At 62.3% G+C, this 17,751-nt stretch carries 21 protein-coding genes; 10 read left to right on the top strand and 11 right to left on the bottom strand.

All coding sequences use genetic code 11. The features are described 5' to 3' along the window. Nucleotides 1–47: 47 nt before the first annotated feature. The 5 genes from QM716_RS09470 to QM716_RS09450 are packed head-to-tail and all read right to left on the bottom strand — an operon-like array spanning nt 48 to nt 3,953. Entirely contained in the window at nt 48–500 is a 453-nt protein-coding gene (locus tag QM716_RS09470) for a flavodoxin family protein (protein ID WP_283303898.1), read from the bottom strand. A 47-nt stretch (nt 501–547) separates the two neighbouring features. Beyond that, nucleotides 548–1,195: an isochorismatase family protein gene (locus QM716_RS09465; protein ID WP_283303897.1), complete on the bottom strand. Its 648-nt coding sequence runs from the start codon at nt 1,193–1,195 to the stop codon at nt 548–550. A gap of 36 nt (nt 1,196–1,231) precedes the next feature. Next, a complete protein-coding gene (locus QM716_RS09460) occupies nt 1,232–2,896 on the bottom strand; it encodes a (2,3-dihydroxybenzoyl)adenylate synthase (protein ID WP_283303896.1) in 1,665 nt (554 codons plus the stop codon). A 41-nt stretch (nt 2,897–2,937) separates the two neighbouring features. Next, the gene (locus tag QM716_RS09455) at nt 2,938–3,735 is read right to left on the bottom strand and encodes a 2,3-dihydro-2,3-dihydroxybenzoate dehydrogenase (RefSeq protein ID WP_283303895.1); all 798 of its coding nucleotides are present in this window, start codon (nt 3,733–3,735) and stop codon (nt 2,938–2,940) included. Continuing rightward, on the bottom strand, nt 3,723–3,953 hold the full coding sequence (locus QM716_RS09450) for a phosphopantetheine-binding protein (RefSeq protein ID WP_003942230.1): 231 nt from the start codon (nt 3,951–3,953) through the stop codon (nt 3,723–3,725). Before QM716_RS09450 ends, QM716_RS09455 begins: the two co-directional genes overlap by 13 nt. A 200-nt stretch (nt 3,954–4,153) precedes the next feature. On the opposite strand from QM716_RS09450, the gene QM716_RS09445 reads away from it, so the two are divergent. Continuing rightward, nucleotides 4,154–5,311 carry an isochorismate synthase gene (locus QM716_RS09445; RefSeq protein WP_283303894.1) on the top strand — a complete coding sequence of 386 codons (1,158 nt, stop codon included), beginning with the start codon at nt 4,154–4,156 and terminating at the stop codon, nt 5,309–5,311. A 7-nt stretch (nt 5,312–5,318) separates the two neighbouring features. On the opposite strand, the gene QM716_RS09440 is transcribed toward QM716_RS09445, so the two are convergent. Beyond that, nucleotides 5,319–5,717 carry a DUF1801 domain-containing protein gene (locus QM716_RS09440; protein WP_283303893.1) on the bottom strand — a complete coding sequence of 133 codons (399 nt, stop codon included), beginning with the start codon at nt 5,715–5,717 and terminating at the stop codon, nt 5,319–5,321. Between the two features lie 219 nt (nt 5,718–5,936). Between QM716_RS09440 and QM716_RS09435 the strand changes: the two genes are divergently transcribed. From QM716_RS09435 to QM716_RS09425, 3 genes are read left to right on the top strand one after another with little or no spacing between them, the layout of a single operon-like run. Further along, a complete protein-coding gene (locus tag QM716_RS09435; protein WP_283303892.1) occupies nt 5,937–6,518 on the top strand; it encodes a hypothetical protein in 582 nt (193 codons plus the stop codon). Between the two features lie 49 nt (nt 6,519–6,567). Further along, nucleotides 6,568–6,864: a hypothetical protein gene (locus tag QM716_RS09430; protein ID WP_283303890.1), complete on the top strand. Its 297-nt coding sequence runs from the start codon at nt 6,568–6,570 to the stop codon at nt 6,862–6,864. Between the two features lie 48 nt (nt 6,865–6,912). Next, the gene (locus tag QM716_RS09425) at nt 6,913–7,569 is read left to right on the top strand and encodes a thioredoxin-like domain-containing protein (RefSeq protein ID WP_283303889.1); all 657 of its coding nucleotides are present in this window, start codon (nt 6,913–6,915) and stop codon (nt 7,567–7,569) included. 34 nt (nt 7,570–7,603) lie between these two features. Here the strand turns inward: QM716_RS09425 and QM716_RS09420 are convergent, their stop codons facing one another. Together QM716_RS09420 and dapB are read right to left on the bottom strand one after the other, a co-directional pair. Further along, on the bottom strand, nt 7,604–8,068 hold the full coding sequence (locus QM716_RS09420; RefSeq protein ID WP_283303888.1) for a hypothetical protein: 465 nt from the start codon (nt 8,066–8,068) through the stop codon (nt 7,604–7,606). Continuing rightward, nucleotides 8,065–8,829, bottom strand: a complete 765-nt coding sequence (gene dapB, locus QM716_RS09415; protein ID WP_283303887.1) for a 4-hydroxy-tetrahydrodipicolinate reductase — start codon at nt 8,827–8,829, stop codon at nt 8,065–8,067. Before dapB ends, QM716_RS09420 begins: the two co-directional genes overlap by 4 nt. A 102-nt stretch (nt 8,830–8,931) precedes the next feature. Between dapB and QM716_RS09410 the strand changes: the two genes are divergently transcribed. Together QM716_RS09410 and QM716_RS09405 are read left to right on the top strand one after the other, a co-directional pair. Beyond that, entirely contained in the window at nt 8,932–10,971 is a 2,040-nt protein-coding gene (locus QM716_RS09410) for an ATP-binding cassette domain-containing protein (protein WP_283303886.1), read from the top strand. Beyond that, on the top strand, nt 10,968–11,702 hold the full coding sequence (locus QM716_RS09405; protein ID WP_283303885.1) for an energy-coupling factor transporter transmembrane component T family protein: 735 nt from the start codon (nt 10,968–10,970) through the stop codon (nt 11,700–11,702). The genes QM716_RS09410 and QM716_RS09405 overlap by 4 nt, the downstream gene beginning before the upstream one ends. On the opposite strand, the gene QM716_RS09400 is transcribed toward QM716_RS09405, so the two are convergent. Then, nucleotides 11,653–12,324 carry a TetR/AcrR family transcriptional regulator gene (locus QM716_RS09400; RefSeq protein WP_283303884.1) on the bottom strand — a complete coding sequence of 224 codons (672 nt, stop codon included), beginning with the start codon at nt 12,322–12,324 and terminating at the stop codon, nt 11,653–11,655. The two genes, QM716_RS09405 and QM716_RS09400, sit on opposite strands and share 50 nt — an antisense overlap. A 226-nt stretch (nt 12,325–12,550) precedes the next feature. On the opposite strand from QM716_RS09400, the gene QM716_RS09395 reads away from it, so the two are divergent. Together QM716_RS09395 and QM716_RS09390 are read left to right on the top strand one after the other, a co-directional pair. Further along, the gene (locus tag QM716_RS09395) at nt 12,551–13,498 is read left to right on the top strand and encodes a metal-dependent hydrolase (protein WP_283303883.1); all 948 of its coding nucleotides are present in this window, start codon (nt 12,551–12,553) and stop codon (nt 13,496–13,498) included. Next, a complete protein-coding gene (locus tag QM716_RS09390) occupies nt 13,498–14,658 on the top strand; it encodes a DUF7802 domain-containing protein (protein WP_283303882.1) in 1,161 nt (386 codons plus the stop codon). Before QM716_RS09395 ends, QM716_RS09390 begins: the two co-directional genes overlap by 1 nt. Before the next feature lie 86 nt (nt 14,659–14,744). On the opposite strand, the gene lplAB is transcribed toward QM716_RS09390, so the two are convergent. After that, nucleotides 14,745–15,794 carry a lipoate-protein ligase LplAB gene (lplAB, locus tag QM716_RS09385; RefSeq protein ID WP_283303881.1) on the bottom strand — a complete coding sequence of 350 codons (1,050 nt, stop codon included), beginning with the start codon at nt 15,792–15,794 and terminating at the stop codon, nt 14,745–14,747. A 180-nt stretch (nt 15,795–15,974) separates the two neighbouring features. Between lplAB and QM716_RS09380 the strand changes: the two genes are divergently transcribed. Together QM716_RS09380 and QM716_RS09375 are read left to right on the top strand one after the other, a co-directional pair. Continuing rightward, the gene (locus QM716_RS09380; RefSeq protein ID WP_283303880.1) at nt 15,975–16,607 is read left to right on the top strand and encodes a Type 1 glutamine amidotransferase-like domain-containing protein; all 633 of its coding nucleotides are present in this window, start codon (nt 15,975–15,977) and stop codon (nt 16,605–16,607) included. Between the two features lie 91 nt (nt 16,608–16,698). Beyond that, nucleotides 16,699–16,854 (top strand): hypothetical protein, encoded by a 156-nt coding sequence (locus QM716_RS09375; protein ID WP_283303879.1) that lies wholly within the window; start codon nt 16,699–16,701, stop codon nt 16,852–16,854. A gap of 49 nt (nt 16,855–16,903) precedes the next feature. Here QM716_RS09375 and QM716_RS09370 read toward each other — a convergent pair whose 3' ends face one another. After that, a complete protein-coding gene (locus QM716_RS09370; protein WP_283303878.1) occupies nt 16,904–17,719 on the bottom strand; it encodes a MerR family transcriptional regulator in 816 nt (271 codons plus the stop codon). Between the last annotated feature and the right edge of the window lie 32 nt (nt 17,720–17,751).

Genomic DNA, 17,751 nt, shown 5'->3' with positions numbered 1-17,751 from the left:
ATTTGTGGGGCAGGATCTTTCGTGAACCGGAACAAGGAACGTGAAGGCTAGTCCATCAGCGTTGCCGCGACGGTTCCGCCCAATTCAGAACAACGATTGCGCACCGATTTGTCCACGCTCACAGTCACTTCGAGCGGATCCGCCACCGCAACCAATCCGAGCCCGATGGCGAGCTTGCGAACCGACGACACAGCACCAGCAGTGTCGTTGTTTCCGTGAACCCACAGTCCGTACGGCCGATCCGAAACCGCACCGAGGCATTGGTAGTACGTGGTGTCGAAGAAGTATTTGAGCGCACCCGACATGTATCCGAAATTGGCGGTGGTACCGAAAAGATATCCGTCAGCAGCGAGTACGTCGGGCACGGTCGCAGCCAACGCCGGCATCACCTTCACCTCGACGCCCTCGATCTCGGGATCGCGAGCCCCGGCAAGGACCGCATCCAACAATTCGTGGGTTGTCGGCGAGGGCGAGTGGTGAACCACCAACAAAGTCTTCACACACCTGACAATACGGCGACGGGTGGCCCACCCGTCGCCGTTCACGCCTAGGCCGAAACCGTTTCCGCGCTCATCGCCTTGACCAGGTCATCGGTTCGGGTGACCGAGGCGCAGCGTCCGGCCGCGTACTCGAGTGCACCGACATGCTCGTCCAGGGAGAAGTCGGCCACCGCGTCGCCTACGAAGAAGATCTGCACGTCTTGCATGAACCCGTCCAAAGCGGTAGTCAGGCAACCGATGTGGGCATAGATTCCGGTGATGACCAGCTGGTCACGTCCACTCTCGCGCAGCCGCTCACGCAAGTCGGTCTTGATGAAGGCGCTGTAGCGCCATTTAGTGAGCATGACGTCGACCGGATGCGGAGCCAACTCGGCGATCACGTCGGTGTGAGCAGGATCTGCCTTCAGTCCCGGTCCCCAGAAATCCGACAGCAACGCGCGCTCCTCGGGATCCTGATCACCCGGTTGTGCGGTGTAGACGATCGGCATTCCGGCAGCTCGCGCCGACGAACGAAGGCGGTCGATGTTCGGAACCACGGTTTGGAGCGGGTCGACGCTTCGGTCGTACGCGTTCACGAAATACTCCTGCATGTCGTGCAGAAGCAGCACCGCCCTGGAAGGATCGAGAGTCCAGTCGACCCGATTCTGCGGAAACTCGGTGGGCATCTCGTATCGGACTGCGGTGGGTAGCGCCATGAATTATCTCCTCGAGAGAGTGGGAGTGAGAACCGATCAACTCGACAGCGTCTGCGCCGCAATCGATTCACTGAGAACACGGCGCAAGGCCGCCTTACTGGTCTTTCCGACGCCGGTGACGGGGAACTCGGTCACGAATTCCACTCGATCCGGAACCTTGTACGCCGCAACGCCTCGGCCTCGTATGTATCGCTTGATCTCGCCGACAGTCGGCGCTTCGCCGGCAATCACCAGGACTGCACACGTTCGCTCGCCCAGGTACTCGTCGGGAACAGCGACGACGGCCGCGTCGTGGACAGCAGGATGCGAGAGCAGGTGGTTTTCGATCTCCTCGGCTGCCACCTTCTCGCCACCGCGGTTGATCTGGTCCTTTGCGCGCCCCTCGACTATCAGGTGACCCGTATCGGTGACGCTGACCAGATCGCCGGTGCGGTAGAAACCTTCGGCATCGAAGACCTCGCCATTGTGCGCATCCGCGCGGTAGTAGCCACGGATCGTGTACGGCCCCCGCGTCAGCAGGTGGCCCGTGGTTCCGGGCTCGACGAGCGCGCCCTCGTCATCGACCACACGAACCTCGTCGTCGGATGAAATGGGCCGGCCCTGCGTGCTGACGATCAATTCTTGCGTGTCGTCGAGGCGGGTGTAGTTGACCAGCCCCTCGGCCATCCCGAACACCTGCTGGAGGGTGCAGCCCAGCTCCGTGGGTACCCGTGCAGCGGCTTCGGCGCTGAACTTCGCTCCGCCGACGCCGAGAACCCGCAAGCTCGACAGATCGTGATCTGCCTTGCTGGGGGCGGCCATCCAGGCCAAAGCGATCGGTGGAACCAACGACGCGTGCGTGATTCGCTCTGATTCGATCAGACCGAAAGCTGTGGAGGGCATGGTGTCCGGCGCCAGAACCACGGTGCCGCCCGCGTGGAAAACACCCAGGATGCCCGGCGAACTCATCGGAAAATTGTGCGCAGCAGGAAGAACCACCAACATGCGCGTCGAGTCGTCGACGCCGCAGATCGGGTTGGATGCCCGCACCGAGTAGAGGTAGTCGGCGTGCGTTCGCGGAATCAGCTTCGGAACACCGGTCGTGCCACCGGAAAGCTGAAGAAAGGCGACCGACAACGGATCGACGTCGGCAAGAACGGGAACCTCGTATCCGCGCAGCGAATCGAAACCGACAAACTCTTCGGGGTCACCCGCCACGATCACAACAGGCGGAGTCTCGAGGCCTTCGTTCACCTCGCGCGCCAATGCGCGGTAGTCGAACCCGCCATGACGGTCGGCCACGATATAGGCAGCCACATCAGCGAACTGGCAGAAGTATCCGATTTCGGTTCGGCGATGCGCCGGCAACCCGAAAACCGGCAGTGCGCCGAGCTTCAGCACACCGAACAATGCTTCGACGTATTCCACGATGTTCGGTAGCTGCAGGAGCACTCGGTCACCGGCGCGAACACCCAACGCGAACAGGCCTCCGGCCACTGCCGAACTGCGACGGTCGAGCTCGGAATACGTCAACCGTGTTTTTGCTCCAGCGGCATCGCTACCGACCACAGCTTCGTTGTCGGGATGTCGTGCGGCCGCAGCCGTGACGAATCCGGCCAGCGTCTCGTCCGTCCAGTAGCCTCGTTCCCGATAGCGCGTCACCAATTCGGGTGGATACTGTGCGACGGGCGCCAAGGGCTCGCGAGCGATCCTCGAGGTCATGCAAGTGACTCCTGTTCGAAAGTGCTGTCAGCAAATACGTCTCACGCTTTGAGCGTCGCTCCACCGTCGACGTACAGCGCCTGCATGGTGATGTGGGCTGCCCGGTCGGACAGCAGAAAGTGCACCGAGTCCGCGATATCGTCTGCGGTGGCCAGTTTTCCGAGCGGAATGCCCAGGCGATAGCTCGCCAGATTGCCTTCGATGACCGCGTCGGCACCCGAATCGTCGGAGGGGTCCGACCACAACGAACGCTGCATTGCGGTGTCGGTGGATCCCGGAGCAACCACGTTGACACGAATCCCGTCGCCGGCCAACTCCAGTCCAGCGGTTCGCACCAACATCGTCGCAGCCGCTTTGGACGAACCGTAAGCACCCATCCCGATACGTGGGACTCCGGCCGCGTTGGACGAGACCACCACGATCGACCCGGTCCGCTGACGACGCATTTCCAATCCCACACTTTGCAGCACGTTCAGCAAACCGAAGACGTTGACATCGAATATCTTCCGCCACTGAACGGGATCAGAGTCCAGCACCGATCCGGTGTCGAGAATTCCGGCAACGTGCGCGAGCGCGTCGATCCGGCCGAACGTGTCCATCGTGGAGGCCACTGCTGCATCGACTGCTTGCCGATCGGTCACGTCCACGACGTGGGACTCGATCTCGGCGCCATCGATGGTTTCTGCCAATTCCGCAGCTACCCGCTTCAATTCGACGTCGTCGCGATCGAGAAGCGCCAGCGAATACCCGTCGCGCGCAAGAGTCCGAGCAACTGCAGCGCCGATACCCGCCGCTGCACCGGTGACCACGGCGATTCGGTGCGCACTCACTGCGGGCACAGGACCTGAACCCAGGCATTGATCGTGGGTTCTTCTGCCAACTCGGCGAAGTCGGCATCCGCGCCCGCTCCTCGCCACCGTTCGACGAGCGTCATCAAACGAACCGAGTCCAGGCCCTCGTCACCCAGGTCCGCGTCGTCGCCGAGTTGTTCTGCCCTCATCGACAGAACCTCGGCGACGTCGCGCACGATCTGGTCACGGTCCACGGTGTTGCTCATCGGTCTCCTCGAGTAGGGGTCGACGCGCTCAGATCGAGCCAACCAACCCTCGTGTCGACCCCATCCGCACGCCTTGACTTTAGGCCAGCCTAACCATAACGGTACGGAACTACACAACCCGGACGCTTGCGACACAAATTCGCCCGAACTAAGGCTAGCCTCAACATAGCAAGTAAACCTGTCGAACTGGAAGGGTGTCCATGTCAGCACTCGCCGAAGTCTCCGAGTTCCCGTTGCGCAACAACCGGACTGACGATGGAACGGACTCCGTTTTCCTGCTCTCACGTAGGCAAACGTCGATCCGCACTTCGGGAGTAGTCGAAGAATTCGACTCGGCCTTCGACGCGGCTGAAGCCCTCAAAACGGGGCGTATCGACTCGGTCGTCGGCGCACTGCCCTTCTCTCCGGAGACGCCGTCCGCTCTCACTGCGCCACTGAGTTTCACGCGGGTTCGCGGTGATCTATATCACTCATACATTCCGACGCTCCCCTCTTCACGGGTAGCCGGATTCGAACCGAGTCCGCAGATCCACACCGACAGGGTCCGCCGCGCCATCGCCCGTCTTCGAGCAGGCGAACTCGACAAGGTTGTCCTCGCACGCTCACTGACCATCGAAGCCGAGTCCGCGATCTCCCCCTCTGCTCTGGCCGAGAAACTGATTGCACTCGACCACGCGCACAACGGCTTCTGCGTCGACCTGTCTCCCGCCGGTGGCGGATACCGCGGACGTTCGCTGGTCGGCTCGACACCTGAAGTTCTGATCGAACGGCGAGGCGACATCGTCACTTGCCACCCGTTGGCGGGCTCGATTGCACGGCATCCGAATTCGGATCAAGACGAGGCGAATGCCGAGCAACTCCGCGCTTCGACCAAAGATCTCACCGAACACGCTTTTGTCGTCGATTCCATCAGCGCGATACTCGGACCTCTGTGCACGTCATTCACTGCTCCCAGTGCTCCGGAACTGCTTCGGACACCGCAACTGTGGCACCTCGGGACCAAGATCGAAGGTGTCCTGACCGACCCGAGCCTGACCTCCCTCGAACTGGCAATGGCGCTGCACCCGACTCCCGCTGTCTGCGGAACACCTACTGACGTCGCACGCGAGCACATCACCGCAACTGAAGGCGATCGCGGGTTCTATGCCGGTGCCGTCGGCTGGTGCGACCGGACCGGAGACGGCGAGTGGATGGTAGCCATTCGTTGCGCAGAGATCGCCGCAGACGGGCTGTCCGCGCGGGCGTACGCCGGCGGCGGCATCGTCGCTTCTTCCGATCCTGAAACCGAGTTGCGAGAGACCAGTACAAAATTCCGCACGCTACTCAGCGCGTTCGACCTCGCTGAACATCAGCTGTGACAGGGAGTCACTTTTTCGAGGTGTTCAGGGCAATCGCGGCGTGAACGAGTGCCTTGAACGCCTTTTCGTCGACGGCTTCACCCTCGTGAAAGTCGATCGCCCGCCTCGTGTTGCCCTCGAGGCTGGAGTTGAAGAGGCCTGAGGCGTCCTCGAGTGATGCGCCTTTTGCAAAAGTCACCTTGACGGCGCTCTTGTAAGTCTCACCGGTACAGATCATTCCGGCGTGGTACCACACCGGTACTCCTCGCCACTTCCATTCCTCCACCACATCCGGGTCCACCTCTTTGATCAGAGTGCGTAGCCGCGAGAGCATCTCGCCCCGCCAGTCTCCGAGTTCCTCGATTCGCTTGTCGATCAACTGAGACGGGGAGTCTGCGCCTTGCTTTTCGGAATCACTCTTCGCCATCGCTTCGTCACTTCCTGCTCGTTGTCGCCGATCTCCGGTGAGTCGAGTATCCCCTCCTGCACCCACATTCATTCGGTGAACCACCGACGCATCACGACGCCGAGGCGTAGACCATTTCTTGTCTTTTCGGACAAACCGAGATGTACGTCCAGTATTTTCTGGGTACTAACTCCCGATTTTTCGGCCCGGAGGACTCCACTGTGATGTGGAATCGCGCGCTTGCCCACTCGCTCTCCGCGGCCGCCGGCTCAGTTGTTCTCGCCGCCGCAGACGTCGGTGTTCACGGTTCCGGCAGCGGCATACCAGGCCTCGCGCGTCCTCGACGCTCTGTGCACGCCCACCGATGCGGGCCTTTCCGAGCTGTCCGGACTCACCGCCACAACAACCGGGATGTACGCAATCGGCGACAGCGACTCTGACGATCGCGTCGCCGAACTCGATTCGAACTGCCAAGTTCAGCGCTGGATCAATGTGGGTATTCCTCGCGTCGATGTCGAGGATCTCTCCTCGACTCCTGACGGCCACCTGTGGCTGGCAGACATCGGCGACAACAACGCGGTGCGAACGTCGATGGGGCTGATCGAACTCGATCCGGCTTCAGGCACCGCTACCTCCTACCCCCGGGTTTATCCGGACGGGGCGCATGGCGCCGAGACGCTGTTGATCCAGTGCGACGGGCTTCCCGTCATCCTCACCAAAGACTATTTCGGCGCAAGCGTCGTCTACACAACCGCTGAGCGACAGCATGTTCAAGATCTGAGTACGGCGTCGCCGACCACGTCGGCCGACGTGGGCAGCTGAGGATCACACCCACCCTCACGTCCGTGGGCCGGTTCCTCATGCCGGCACGATGGCCGTCACCGGCGGCGCCGTGAGCAAGGACGGCACGGTGGTAGCGCTTCGCACGTACACGGACGTCTACCTGTACGCGGCTCCCGATGGTGATGTCGTGAAAGCGTTGACCATCAATCCGATTCGTGTTCCCCTTCCCGACGAGCCACAAGGTGAAGCGCTCGCGTTCGACGCTGCCGGTGATCTGATCAGCGGTTCCGAGGCATACCAAGGGCCGCTGCCGCCACTCCGAATTCTTCGCGGCGCCAGTGACATCGCACTGTCGGGCGGAGCGAGCGGCTCTCTCGGCTTGTAGTCGATTCACGTCCCAGGGAAAGCGATCGGGCGCCGCTATCATGACCGAGTGAACAAACAACTTCGAGCGACAGTGGCGATCTCGGCAGTTCTCGCGCTGGCTTCGTGCGCGAATTCCGTCGAAGGTACACCTCGTCCGGATGCGTTTGTTCCGAGCGTCGACAATCCGGATCCGTCCGAAGCCATCGACGGAGTTGCCGCGGTCGACTACCCCGCCGCTCAACACGTACGCCCGAACGAACGTGTGGCGTACACACATTCACCGCCTTTCGGCGGTCGTCATGATTCGGTCTGGGCAAACTGCACCGGAGTTGTTTATCCGCAAGCGATTCGGACCGAGAATGCGATCCATTCTCTCGAGCACGGAGCTGTGTGGATCACGTACAACCCCGACCTCGTCTCGGGCGAGGATCAGGCCCGCTTGGCGCAGCGAGTCGAGGGCATGAGCTACACACTGATGTCGCCGTACCCGACCCTGGATTCGCCGATCTCGCTGCAGTCATGGGGCCGTCAACTCAAGCTCGACAACGCCGAGGACGCTCGCATCGATCAATTCGTCTCGGCATTGCGGGTCAATCCGAACACGTATCCCGAAGTGGGCGCGACGTGTTCGGTGCCGGTAACGAGCTTCGACCCGAACAACCCGCCGCCATTCGACCCCACCACTCCGGATCCGTCTTCTCCCACAACGGTTCCGGAGCGTTAGCGCCTCAGCTGACCCCTGGTCGCAGCAGAGAAAACTACTTGCCTCGCGAACGACGTTCCAGTTCCACTGCCCTGCGCATGGTTTCCCGCGCACGGCTTCGGTCACCGGCGTAGTCGTAGGCGCGAGCGAGTCGGAAGTTCTGCTTCCAGTTGTCCGGATCTGCTTCCCAGTCGACCTTGATCTGGGCGAACAACTCGTCGGCGGCCGCTCGCTCGATCCGACCCGAAGGCAATTTCGGGAGCGACGAGGCGTCGACCGTGAGGCCTTCATCGTGGATCTGTTGCGCGAGGCGCTGGTGCGTGAACCCCGCACGGAGCGTGGCGATGACGAGCCACAGCCCCAGGAACGGCAGGATCAGCACGCCGATCCCGAGACCGATTGCGGCGCCGCCGCCGTCCTGGATGAGCTGGATTCCGCGCTGGCCGAGCAGCACGAAGTACACCGCGAGCGCGATACAGATCGCAACGATCAGCGCGAGGGTGCGGGTGGTCTTGTTCATAGATCGAGGAAGGAATCGATACCGACCGTCAGACCCGGATGCGACCCGATCTGACGAACACCGAGCAGAACGCCCGGCGCGAACGAATTCCGATCGATGGAGTCGTGTCGAATGGTCAGCGTCTCGCCCTGCGTTCCGAGAATCACTTCCTGATGCGCAACCAGCCCGGCCATGCGCACGGAGTGAACCCGGACGCCGTCGACGTCGGCTCCGCGCGCACCCTCGAGTTCGGTCGTGGTGGCGTCAGGACTGCGTCCGACACCTGCTTCCGCGCGAGCCTCGGCAATCATCGCGGCCGTTCGGTATGCGGTGCCCGAAGGCGCGTCGGCCTTGTTGGGATGGTGAAGTTCGATGACCTCGACGGAATCGAAGAAGCGCGCCGCCGCAGCCGAGAAACGCATCAACAGCACCGCACCTATGGCGAAGTTGGGCGCGATCAGAACACCCGTTGCCGGCTGGGCGTCGAGCCAGGACTGCACAGTCGCGAGCCGGGACTCGTCGAAACCGGTGGTGCCGATCACAGCGTGAATTCCGTTGGCCACGAGGAATTCCAGATTTCCCATGACGACGTCAGGGTGAGTGAAGTCGACCACTACCTGGGTGCGGGTGTCGACAAACGTCTCGATGCGATCACCGGTGTCGACCTGCGCAACAAGTTCCAGATCGGGAGCAGCTTCCACTGCCTCGCAGATCGCTCGACCGACCTTGCCCTTGGCTCCCAGAACCCCGACCCTGATGGGTGCTGCACTCACGTCTTCCACGCTCCGTCCGATGCATTGTTTGAGGTGAAGCCTACGCAATCGCGCCGATGCGCTCACCATCAGTCGGGCAGGAGTGATGTCACCCCTGGCACACTGGACGTAGTGAACAACCGTCCGCAAGTCCGCGAAACCGGCACCCTTCGACCACTCGAGTTGGCAACGGGTGCCGTCATGGCCGGATTCACGGTCGCGTTGTCCGTCATCGCCACGGTCATCCCCATGGCCAGCGCCCTCAACCTCGTGGCCGCGGTTCCGATGGGAATTGTTGCCCAGCGCTTTCGGGTCCGAGCGGTAGTGACGGCCGGAGTGTCGGCTACTGCGGTCGCCTTTGTCGCCGCCGGTGCGGGATCTGCATCGACGGTGGCACTGTGCGCCCTCCTCGGCGGAATCATCGGCACGGTCAAGCGGCGTGGTCTCGGCTTCATCTCCGCGTTGCTGTCGTCATTTGTCATCGGGCCGGCGCTGGCGTTGTTCTCCATAGTCTTGCTGCTTGTTCTCGCGCCCCTGCGCAACTTGTTGTTGAACTCGCTCGAGAACACCGCGCTGGGTGTGGCCACAATCTTGAAGCGTGCGCCTTCCCTGGTCGGGGCAGCCGAGTGGATCGAGAACAGCATCGGCTCGATCATCGACTACTGGTGGTTGTGGATCGCCGCGTCGATCATCTCCGGGATCGTCCTGAGCACCGTCGTCTCCTATTTTGTCCTCGGTGCCGTCCTCGATCGATTGGTTGCACTCCCCTCGGCCGACCCGCTCGAGACAACACCTGACGACCGTCCGATCGATCCGTTGCCGGTGACTTTCGATCACGTGGGCTTCACCTATCCGGGTGCATCGACGCCGGCCCTCATCGATGTCAACTTCACCGTCCGGCGCGGAGAGTTCGTCACCGTCGTCGGCCACAACGGCTCGGGCAAGTCCACACTCACCAGGTTGCTCGCCGGTCGCGCGCCGACCATCGGGAGCCTGACGAGGCCCGGGTCCGCCGGCCTCGGCCGACACGGCGGAACGGCCGTCGTCCTGCAACGACCGGAGAGCCAGATCCTCGGAACCCGCGTCGCGGACGACGTCGTCTGGGGGCTTTCCCCCGAGTCCCGTCCTGACGTCGATGCACTGTTGGCTGAAGTAGGACTCGCCGGCATGGGTATGCGCGAGACCTCGGGGCTCTCGGGTGGCGAGATGCAACGTCTGGCTGTTGCTGCCGCTCTGGCGCGGCGCCCCGCTCTGCTGATCGCGGACGAAGCCACCGCGATGGTCGATCAGGCGGGCCGGGAGGAACTGGTCGCACTCCTCGCCGAACTTCCACGACGCCATCCCATGGCCGTGGTACTCGTGACCCATCACCACGCCGACACCCGCGCGGCAGATCGGGTGATTCAACTGCAACGCGGACGGCAGATCGACCACCAACCCGGTTGGATGACTTCGACGTTTGCGGGTCCGCCCGCCGCGCCCTGGCCGGCGGGCACTCGAGCGATCCTCCAACTCACCGATGTCACCCACACGTACAACGACCGGACTCCGTGGTCGAGACGCGCACTGTCGGACGTGAACCTGACCATCGGCGACGGGGACGGGCTACTGATCCTGGGCGGCAACGGTTCCGGCAAATCGACCCTGGCCTGGATCATGGCCGGCCTGATCACACCGAGCAAGGGAACCGCAGTCTTCGACGGCAAACCTGTCTCTCGTCAACTCGGCACCGTCGGTCTCACGTTCCAACATTCGAGGCTGCAGTTGCAACGCCGAACCGTCGCCGAAGACATCGAGGCCGCCGGCGGTCCGGAGATCGGATCCGTGCAAGTGTCCTGGGCGCTCGACGCCGTCGGACTCGACCGTCACGTCGCCGGCCGCAGTATCGACGAGTTGAGCGGCGGTCAGATGCGACGCGTCGTGCTGGCCGGTCTCCTCGTCCGCCAGCCCCGAGTGCTCATTCTCGACGAACCTCTCGCCGGTCTCGATCCGCCCGGCCGCCACGAAATCCTGAACGTACTCAGGTGGATTCGTCGGAACGGAACCGCAGTTGTCGTCATCTCCCATGACGTCGACGGCATGGATGCCGTGTGCAGCAGAACGATTCGACTGTCGCAGGGTCGCATGCTCGATCCGGCCGCCGGCGCAGCTTTGGAAGGATCGACAACGTGACCACCCTCCTGCGTGAAGTCCCGACCTCGTCTCCGGTCCATCGACTGTGGGCCGGAACCAAGATCGTGGCCGTCGTACTCGTCAGCATCGTGGTAGTTGTGACACCGTCCTGGCCGACGATCGGCGTCGTGCTCGGACTGCTACTGCTGACCGCGGTGATCGGACGCATCCCCCCGACAGCAGTCCCCCACCCACCGTGGTGGTTGTGGGCGCTTATTCTGCTCGGCGCACTGATCAACCTTCCGATCGGCCTCGACGCGATGTTCCTGTACCTGCAAGCCGTGACCTTCGGCCTTGTACTGCTCTGCGTCTCACTGATGTTGGCGTGGACGACGTCGATGAGCGATGTGGCCCCCGCCCTGGCCACACTGGGCCGACCGCTTCGATTCTTCAAGATTCCCGTCGACGAGTGGGCCATCGCGACAGCCCTCTGCATTCGTTCACTTCCGCTGTTGATCGACGAGATGCTCACTCTCGTTGCGGCACGGCGACTCCGCCCGAAAGCTGTGGTGAACAGCGCTGCCGACAATTCGATAGTCGACCTGATCACGACAACCATGTCGGTGGCAATTCGGCGATCTGCCGAAATGGGCGAAGCGATCTCCGCTCGCGGGGGCACCGGATTGATCGCGGCGTACCCCAAGCGCCCTCAGCTGGCCGACCTGTTCGCCTTGGTCGTCGTCATTGTTGCGTGCGCCGGCGCGATCGCTTTGACGATAATTCTGCGCTGACCGGGTCACTTTTCACCGAACCCGCCTGGGCGATGATCGCGGAACCCATCCAGCGTCGTAGGTATCGCCGCAGTTCCTCGTCGCTGCGCGCTGGGTCGCCGGGCGCGAGGAAAAACGACTGCATCGTCCGCAGGACGTATTCGACCAGTTCCTGAAGTGACGCGTCGTCGTATCCGTAACTCAGCCAGTCCACGTCGAAGCGGGTGATCATCGCCATTCCGAAGGCTTGCGCCTCCTGAGAGGTCAGACCTTCGGGGTGAAGACTCGAATTCGTGCTTGTGAGCAGGATGCCGAGATGCGGCGTTCGGTGGACCTGGGTCAGTGTGTAGACAACACCCTCGGTCATCGCCTCAGCGGGATCTTCGATGCCGCTCACGTGTGTGGTGAGTCGATCGAGGTAGCCGTCGACTGACGCGATTGCAGCTGCCCGCATCAGAGCGTCAGCGCTGGGGAAGTATCGATACACGGTCTGCCGGATCACGCCCAGTGACTCCGCGACGTCGCCGATGCTGATTTCCGAACTCGTCCGTCCGATCAGCTCGACCGCGGCCTCGACAATGCGACGAGACGCATCTTCGTCGTTGTCCGGTGGATTGCCGCCCCACCCACGCCTTCGTGCCACTGCCCACTTCCTCGCTCGAACGAGGCTCGAACCATGTCTTTGCGCTCGAAGTCCAAGAGCCACAGGCTAACACAGGCAGGTTTTGCATCTGCGTCCCTCGAATTCACGTTCGTCATCGAAAAGTGAACATACAACTGCACACCAATATGTATGATTACCGGCACACGTGGCTTCGAGTGCCAGAGCGGCCACCTGACCAGCCCCTCCGAAAGACGAGGTTCGACAAGTGACCAACCTTCAGCCCCGAAAGATGGATTTCGGATTCGAGGATCATGACGTTCCCTTCCTGTGGAACCCGGAGAATCCGGCCTGGTCGAGCATGTCCAACGCGGTCTCGTTCCTGGCCATCGGTTTCGAGAAGATGATCGTGAAGATGATCATGCAAACCAAGTCGCGGATCAGCGATCCGGAGGTTGCCGAGGAAGCCGTGGCGTTCATGCGTCAGGAAGGTCACCACTCGACCGCGCACCGCCAGCATGTGAAGGCTCTGATCAGGCGTTACCCCGGACTGCAGAACACGCTCGACGCCGTGATCGGTGAATTCGATCTGCTCACCGAGGCGACCTCACTGAACTACCGGCTCGCGTACACGGCTGATCTAGAGGCGACCTTCACTCCGGTGTTCAAGCTGATGCTCGACAACGAGGCGACCTTGTTCCGTCCGGGAGACGACCGCGTCGCGTCGCTGTTCATCTGGCACTTCGTCGAGGAGGTCGAGCACCGTAGCTCGGCGCTGATCATCTTCAATTCCGTTGTCGGAAGCGAGCTTTACCGGATGCGAATGGCGCCGTCGATCTTCGCGCACGTGATGAAGGTGATTCGCATCGCCTGTGCAGGGTTCAACCAGCACGTTCCGCTCTCCGAACGGCAAGTCGACTCACTGTCGATGTTCGCCATGCACCGCACCAAGCAGAAGATTCTGACGTCGTTTGCGCCCTACCTGACCAAGGGCACCATGCCCCGCGCCTTCGATCACCTGCAACTCGGCGAACAACTCGTCGCACTGGGCGGTGTCTTCCGCAGCCAGATGCCCAATCACAACCCGGACCACGAGAAGCTCCCCGCATTGGCCGACCAGTGGTTCAAGCGTTACGACGACGGCTACGACTGCACGCGCTGGTACACCGCTGAATCTCCGGCACAAGCCGAGTCGATCACGTCAGGGGCCAACTGATGGCAGAGCACTGCTCCCCCACGTTTGCCCACCTCGCAACAGAACTCGGTTTCTCCTGCCAGGAAGCAGGTGGACTTGTCGAGTTCCGCAACCCGGCGGCGCTGGAAAACTGGACCCTGCCCGTCCTCGAATGGACGATCATCGTCGGCTCGGTGCTGGCACTGGTGTTGGCGATCGTGCGACTGCGCCGCAACGGCGACCCCACCAACCTGGTTCTCTGGTTCGGCGCCACCGCCTACCTGTTCATCATCGAGCCTCCGCTGTACTTCCCGGCGGCGTTCGGCATCGAAGAACAAGTGGACACGATGTTCGCGCACAACGTGTTCACCGTCGACTTCATGTGGGGTCGACTGCCGCTGTACATCGTTGCCATCTACCCGCTGATGGCGACGTTGGCCTTCGAAATAGTCAGAATGCTCGGCGTTTTCCGCAAATACGGTCCACTACTGGGCGCAGTCTGCGTCGGCTTCGTCCACCATGCGTTCTACGAAATCTTCGACCACCTCGGACCCCAGTTGCGATGGTGGGAGTGGTCGACGTCGAACCCGATCAACCAACCCATGTTCGACGCGGTTCCACTCCCCAGCGTGGTTGTCTTCGCCGCTCTGTGGCCCATGTCGCTGGCATTCTGCGTCCAGTACTTCGTCGGACGGCACGTCGATGCCGGCAAGCGCTTCTCCGGACTTCAGTTGGTATGGCGCACGATTGTGATCGGCCTTCTGGCGTCGCTCGGAACGTTCATCCTCCCACTCCCGGCGACGGTCTTCGGAATGGGTAGCGACACCGTTCGCGGGTTCCTCTACGCTGCGGAACTTGCGGTCCTCACGGTGGTCGCGATCGTGGTTCTCGTCCGCCAATGGATGCACCTGCGGTCGGTGGAATCAGATGCTCCTGCCCATACCAACAGGTTCGTCCAGATCTACAGCGTGGTGTACCTGGTTGTCATGGCCATACTGTGGGCGAGTGCGCTTGCCGACTTCTTCGACGCAGTCGACGGTTCCACCAGCGCTGGAGATCCCATCGGGAATCTTTGGTACACACTGGCGTGCTTCGTCATCGCGATCCTGTGTGTGAGCGCAACTTTCACCATTCCGAAGCGGAACTCCGGCGCCGAGGACGCCGAACTTCTCGGCGCGAACTCAGCGACTCCGGCTACCTAGGTCGATCGGGACGAGACCTCTCGGGTCTCGTCTCGGTTTCTCGGCGTCTCGGTTTCTCGGCGTCTCGGTTTCTCGGAGCGCCGGCGTCACGGGACGCGGTGAGTCCACGCTTCGGTGCTGAACTTCGTGTCCACCAGTTTGCGCGCCTGCTCCAACTCCGAGTCCGTGTAATCGCTGTCGCGGGTGTCGTATTGGCCTCGGAAGTGTTCCGCAAACGACTCCAGGATTGCTGCCCGTGTCATTCCGGTCTGCGAACGCAGCGGATCGACGCGCTTGGCCGCGCTCTTGGTTCCCTTGTCCGACATCTTCTCTCGTCCGATTCGCAGCACCTTCGTCATCTTCTCCGCGTCGATGTCGTAGGCCATGGTCACGTGATGGAGCACCGTGCCGGAAGCGAATCGCTTCTGAGCGGCGCCGGCGATCTTGCCCTTGTCCGAGGCGATGTCGTTGAGCGGCACGTACTGAGCGTTGATACCGACCTCGGCCAGCGCTCCCATGACCCACTGATCGAGAAACGCGTAGGACTGTTCGAAACTCAATCCCTCGACCAACGACGCCGGTACTGCCAACGAGTACGTGATGCAGTTGCCCGGTTCCATGAACATCGCGCCGCCACCGGAGATCCGGCGCACCACGCCGATGCCGTGCCGGGCAGCCGCCTCGGAGTCGACCTCGTTACGCACGGACTGGAACGATCCGATTACGACCAACGGCGAGTCCCAGTCCCAGAATCGCAGTGTCGGCGGACGCTCGCCCGATGCAACCTCACGCGCGATGACCTCGTCCAGCGCGACGTGCATCGCAGGATCGAGTACCACCGGCGGGATGAGGTCGAAAGTGTGATCCGCCCAGCTCGTGGCGTGGCCGAGCGCCCTCCGGATCGCGATACCGACCGACTGCGGCGTGAAGCCGATCATCGAGACGGACTCGTCGAGCGCAGTGGAGATGGCATGCGCCAACTGTTCTGCATCCGCGTCGGCGGGCATTCCGCGCAACGCTGCGTTGATGTCGTCGAGCGCGCTGTCGGGCTCGAGGAAGAAGTCCCCCGAGACTGCGACTTCGGCCAGCCGACCGTCCGCCACCTCGACGTCGACCGCGACCAGTTTTCCACCAGGAACCTTGTACTCTCCACGCATTCGTCCAGCCTATCCCTGCGCGATTCTCTGCGGTGAGCGCCGTCGAAGATCACACCGCGCGCAGTAGGCATCTGTTCGGCCGGCAAGGCGATCAAGCAATCACACCTGTAAGTCGTTGTGCGGCTGCGTACTCGCGCGGCGCGGGCAGCACGTGTCGGCCCCTACCCATAAGGTCGGCCAATGCCCCTACTTCTGCTCTCCCTCGGCATCGGCGCCGTCCCCGACTTCATCTCCACCCACATCGACCGGGTACCCGGCGAGATCAATATCGGCTACCTCAACGACGCATCGCTCCCCTACTCGGGCGTAGAATTTGTCGCCGCCGAACGCGGGCACCTCGCCGCGCTCGGATACTCCCTGACCGACGTCACTGCCAGTGACCACGACCAGGCAGGCACGTTCCGATCCGTCCTCGACGAACTCGATGCAATCTACGTAGCCGGCGGGAACACCTTCGTGCTCATGTCCGCGCTGCGCCGCAACGGCACCGGCGACGTACTCGTCGAGAAAGTCCGAGCCGGATTTCCTTACATCGGATCAAGCGCTGGTTCGATCATCACCGGTCCCAGCATCGAACCCGTCTCGCTGATGGACGATCCGTCCGAAGCACCCGATCTCGCCGACCACGCCGGACTCGCCCTCGTCGATACCGTCGTCATTCCCCACTCCGACGGAGTATTGCCTCCCTACCCGCCAGAACTCATCGCCCGGATCAAGCAGACCTACGAAACCGTCTACCCGCTCACCTTCCTCAACGATGACCAAGCACTCCTCGTCGAGAACGATTCACCACTTCTGATCGCCTCGCCTTGACGCACGCTTCCGCCGACAGGCGAGATGACCTCGGGGGTGGGAGGATTGCCGCAACGAGCCAACTCCCTGGCAAGTCACAACGGAGGTAGACATGAAGGTCCCGGCGTTCCACTCGACGGTTCCTTCGGATCTCGACGTCTATCACGACAACGAAAGCTGCATTTTGGCCGCCCGCATCGCACTGTCCCATCGTGCCCCCGGGGTCGACGGCCGACCGTGGTGCACTGCCTGCGCGTCGTTGGACTGATGAGCTGTCCGGTGCAATCGCTGCGTCCGACCAGCGACTACCGACTCACTCACACCCACGTTGCCGATTCGGGGTCAACTCCATGGGCCCGAGCATTCGCGTCGATGACGGCGTGGAGCCACGCAGTCAGACCGGTCTCGACCGTGTCGTAGAACTCAGAGAAGCCCGGATCGGCAACGTACATCCGTCCTAGACACACGTGCATCGAATGTGTGCAGTCGAAGTAGACGCCGATCGACGCTCGGTGTCGTTCTGCCAGCGAATTCGCCTCGACGCTTCCAGGTTCGACACCGGAACGGCACGCCAGCGCCAGGTCATCGTTGAGCATCTCGACACACTCGGCGATCTTCTGCCAATCCGGGACTGTCCTACCTGCCGACCGTTCCGCGTGTTGCGCCCACTGCGCGCTGTCGCCCCAACGCTCGTTCGCCTCCGGTCCCCATGCCGGTTGCCAGTGTCGGCCGAAGATCGACACCTGCTCGTCTGGCGGCAACAGCACACCCGACTTCCTGGCATCGATGATGCGATCCAAGGACTCGCCCAGTTCCGCCAAGTCGGCTATCCGTTGCCGCAACTCGGCGCGCTGCCCACGCAGCGTCTCGTCCACGTGGGCTGCGGGCGCATCGAGCAATATCCCGATCTCGTCGAGCGACAGGCCCACGTCACGGTAGACAAGCACCCGGCCAATGCGGCCGAGGTCCGCGTCGGTGTACAGCCGGTAGCCTCCGTCACTGCGCCCGGACGGGCGCACCAAACCGATTGCGTCCCAATGATGAAGGGTACGTACGGTTATGCCCAGTCGTGATGCGGCAGCACCGACAGTGAGAGCACTGTCTGCGTCGTCTCCGAAGAGTTGCTCCGTCACGGCATCCAGTCTGACAGACGCTGCTCGGGAGA

It is taken from the genome of Rhodococcus sp. IEGM 1409 (assembly GCF_030056735.1).
Lineage (GTDB): Bacteria > Actinomycetota > Actinomycetes > Mycobacteriales > Mycobacteriaceae > Rhodococcus_F.
The sequence above is the reverse complement of the archived record's forward strand: the minus strand, read 5'-3'. Positions and strand labels throughout refer to the sequence as shown.

Bases quoted from the DNA above. Each gene is read 5' to 3' on its own strand.
- QM716_RS09465 (WP_283303897.1), bottom strand. From the start codon at position 1,195: ATGGCGCTACCCACCGCAGTCCGATACGAGATGCCCACCGAGTTTCCG.
- QM716_RS09460 (WP_283303896.1), bottom strand. From the start codon at position 2,896: ATGACCTCGAGGATCGCTCGCGAGCCCTTGGCGCCCGTCGCACAGTAT.
- QM716_RS09450 (WP_003942230.1), bottom strand. From the start codon at position 3,953: ATGAGCAACACCGTGGACCGTGACCAGATCGTGCGCGACGTCGCCGAG.
- QM716_RS09445 (WP_283303894.1), top strand. From the start codon at position 4,154: ATGTCAGCACTCGCCGAAGTCTCCGAGTTCCCGTTGCGCAACAACCGG.
- QM716_RS09440 (WP_283303893.1), bottom strand. From the start codon at position 5,717: ATGGCGAAGAGTGATTCCGAAAAGCAAGGCGCAGACTCCCCGTCTCAG.
- QM716_RS09430 (WP_283303890.1), top strand. From the start codon at position 6,568: ATGGCCGTCACCGGCGGCGCCGTGAGCAAGGACGGCACGGTGGTAGCG.
- QM716_RS09420 (WP_283303888.1), bottom strand. From the start codon at position 8,068: ATGAACAAGACCACCCGCACCCTCGCGCTGATCGTTGCGATCTGTATC.
- QM716_RS09390 (WP_283303882.1), top strand. From the start codon at position 13,498: ATGGCAGAGCACTGCTCCCCCACGTTTGCCCACCTCGCAACAGAACTC.
- lplAB (WP_283303881.1), bottom strand. From the start codon at position 15,794: ATGCGTGGAGAGTACAAGGTTCCTGGTGGAAAACTGGTCGCGGTCGAC.
- QM716_RS09380 (WP_283303880.1), top strand. From the start codon at position 15,975: ATGCCCCTACTTCTGCTCTCCCTCGGCATCGGCGCCGTCCCCGACTTC.
- QM716_RS09375 (WP_283303879.1), top strand. From the start codon at position 16,699: ATGAAGGTCCCGGCGTTCCACTCGACGGTTCCTTCGGATCTCGACGTC.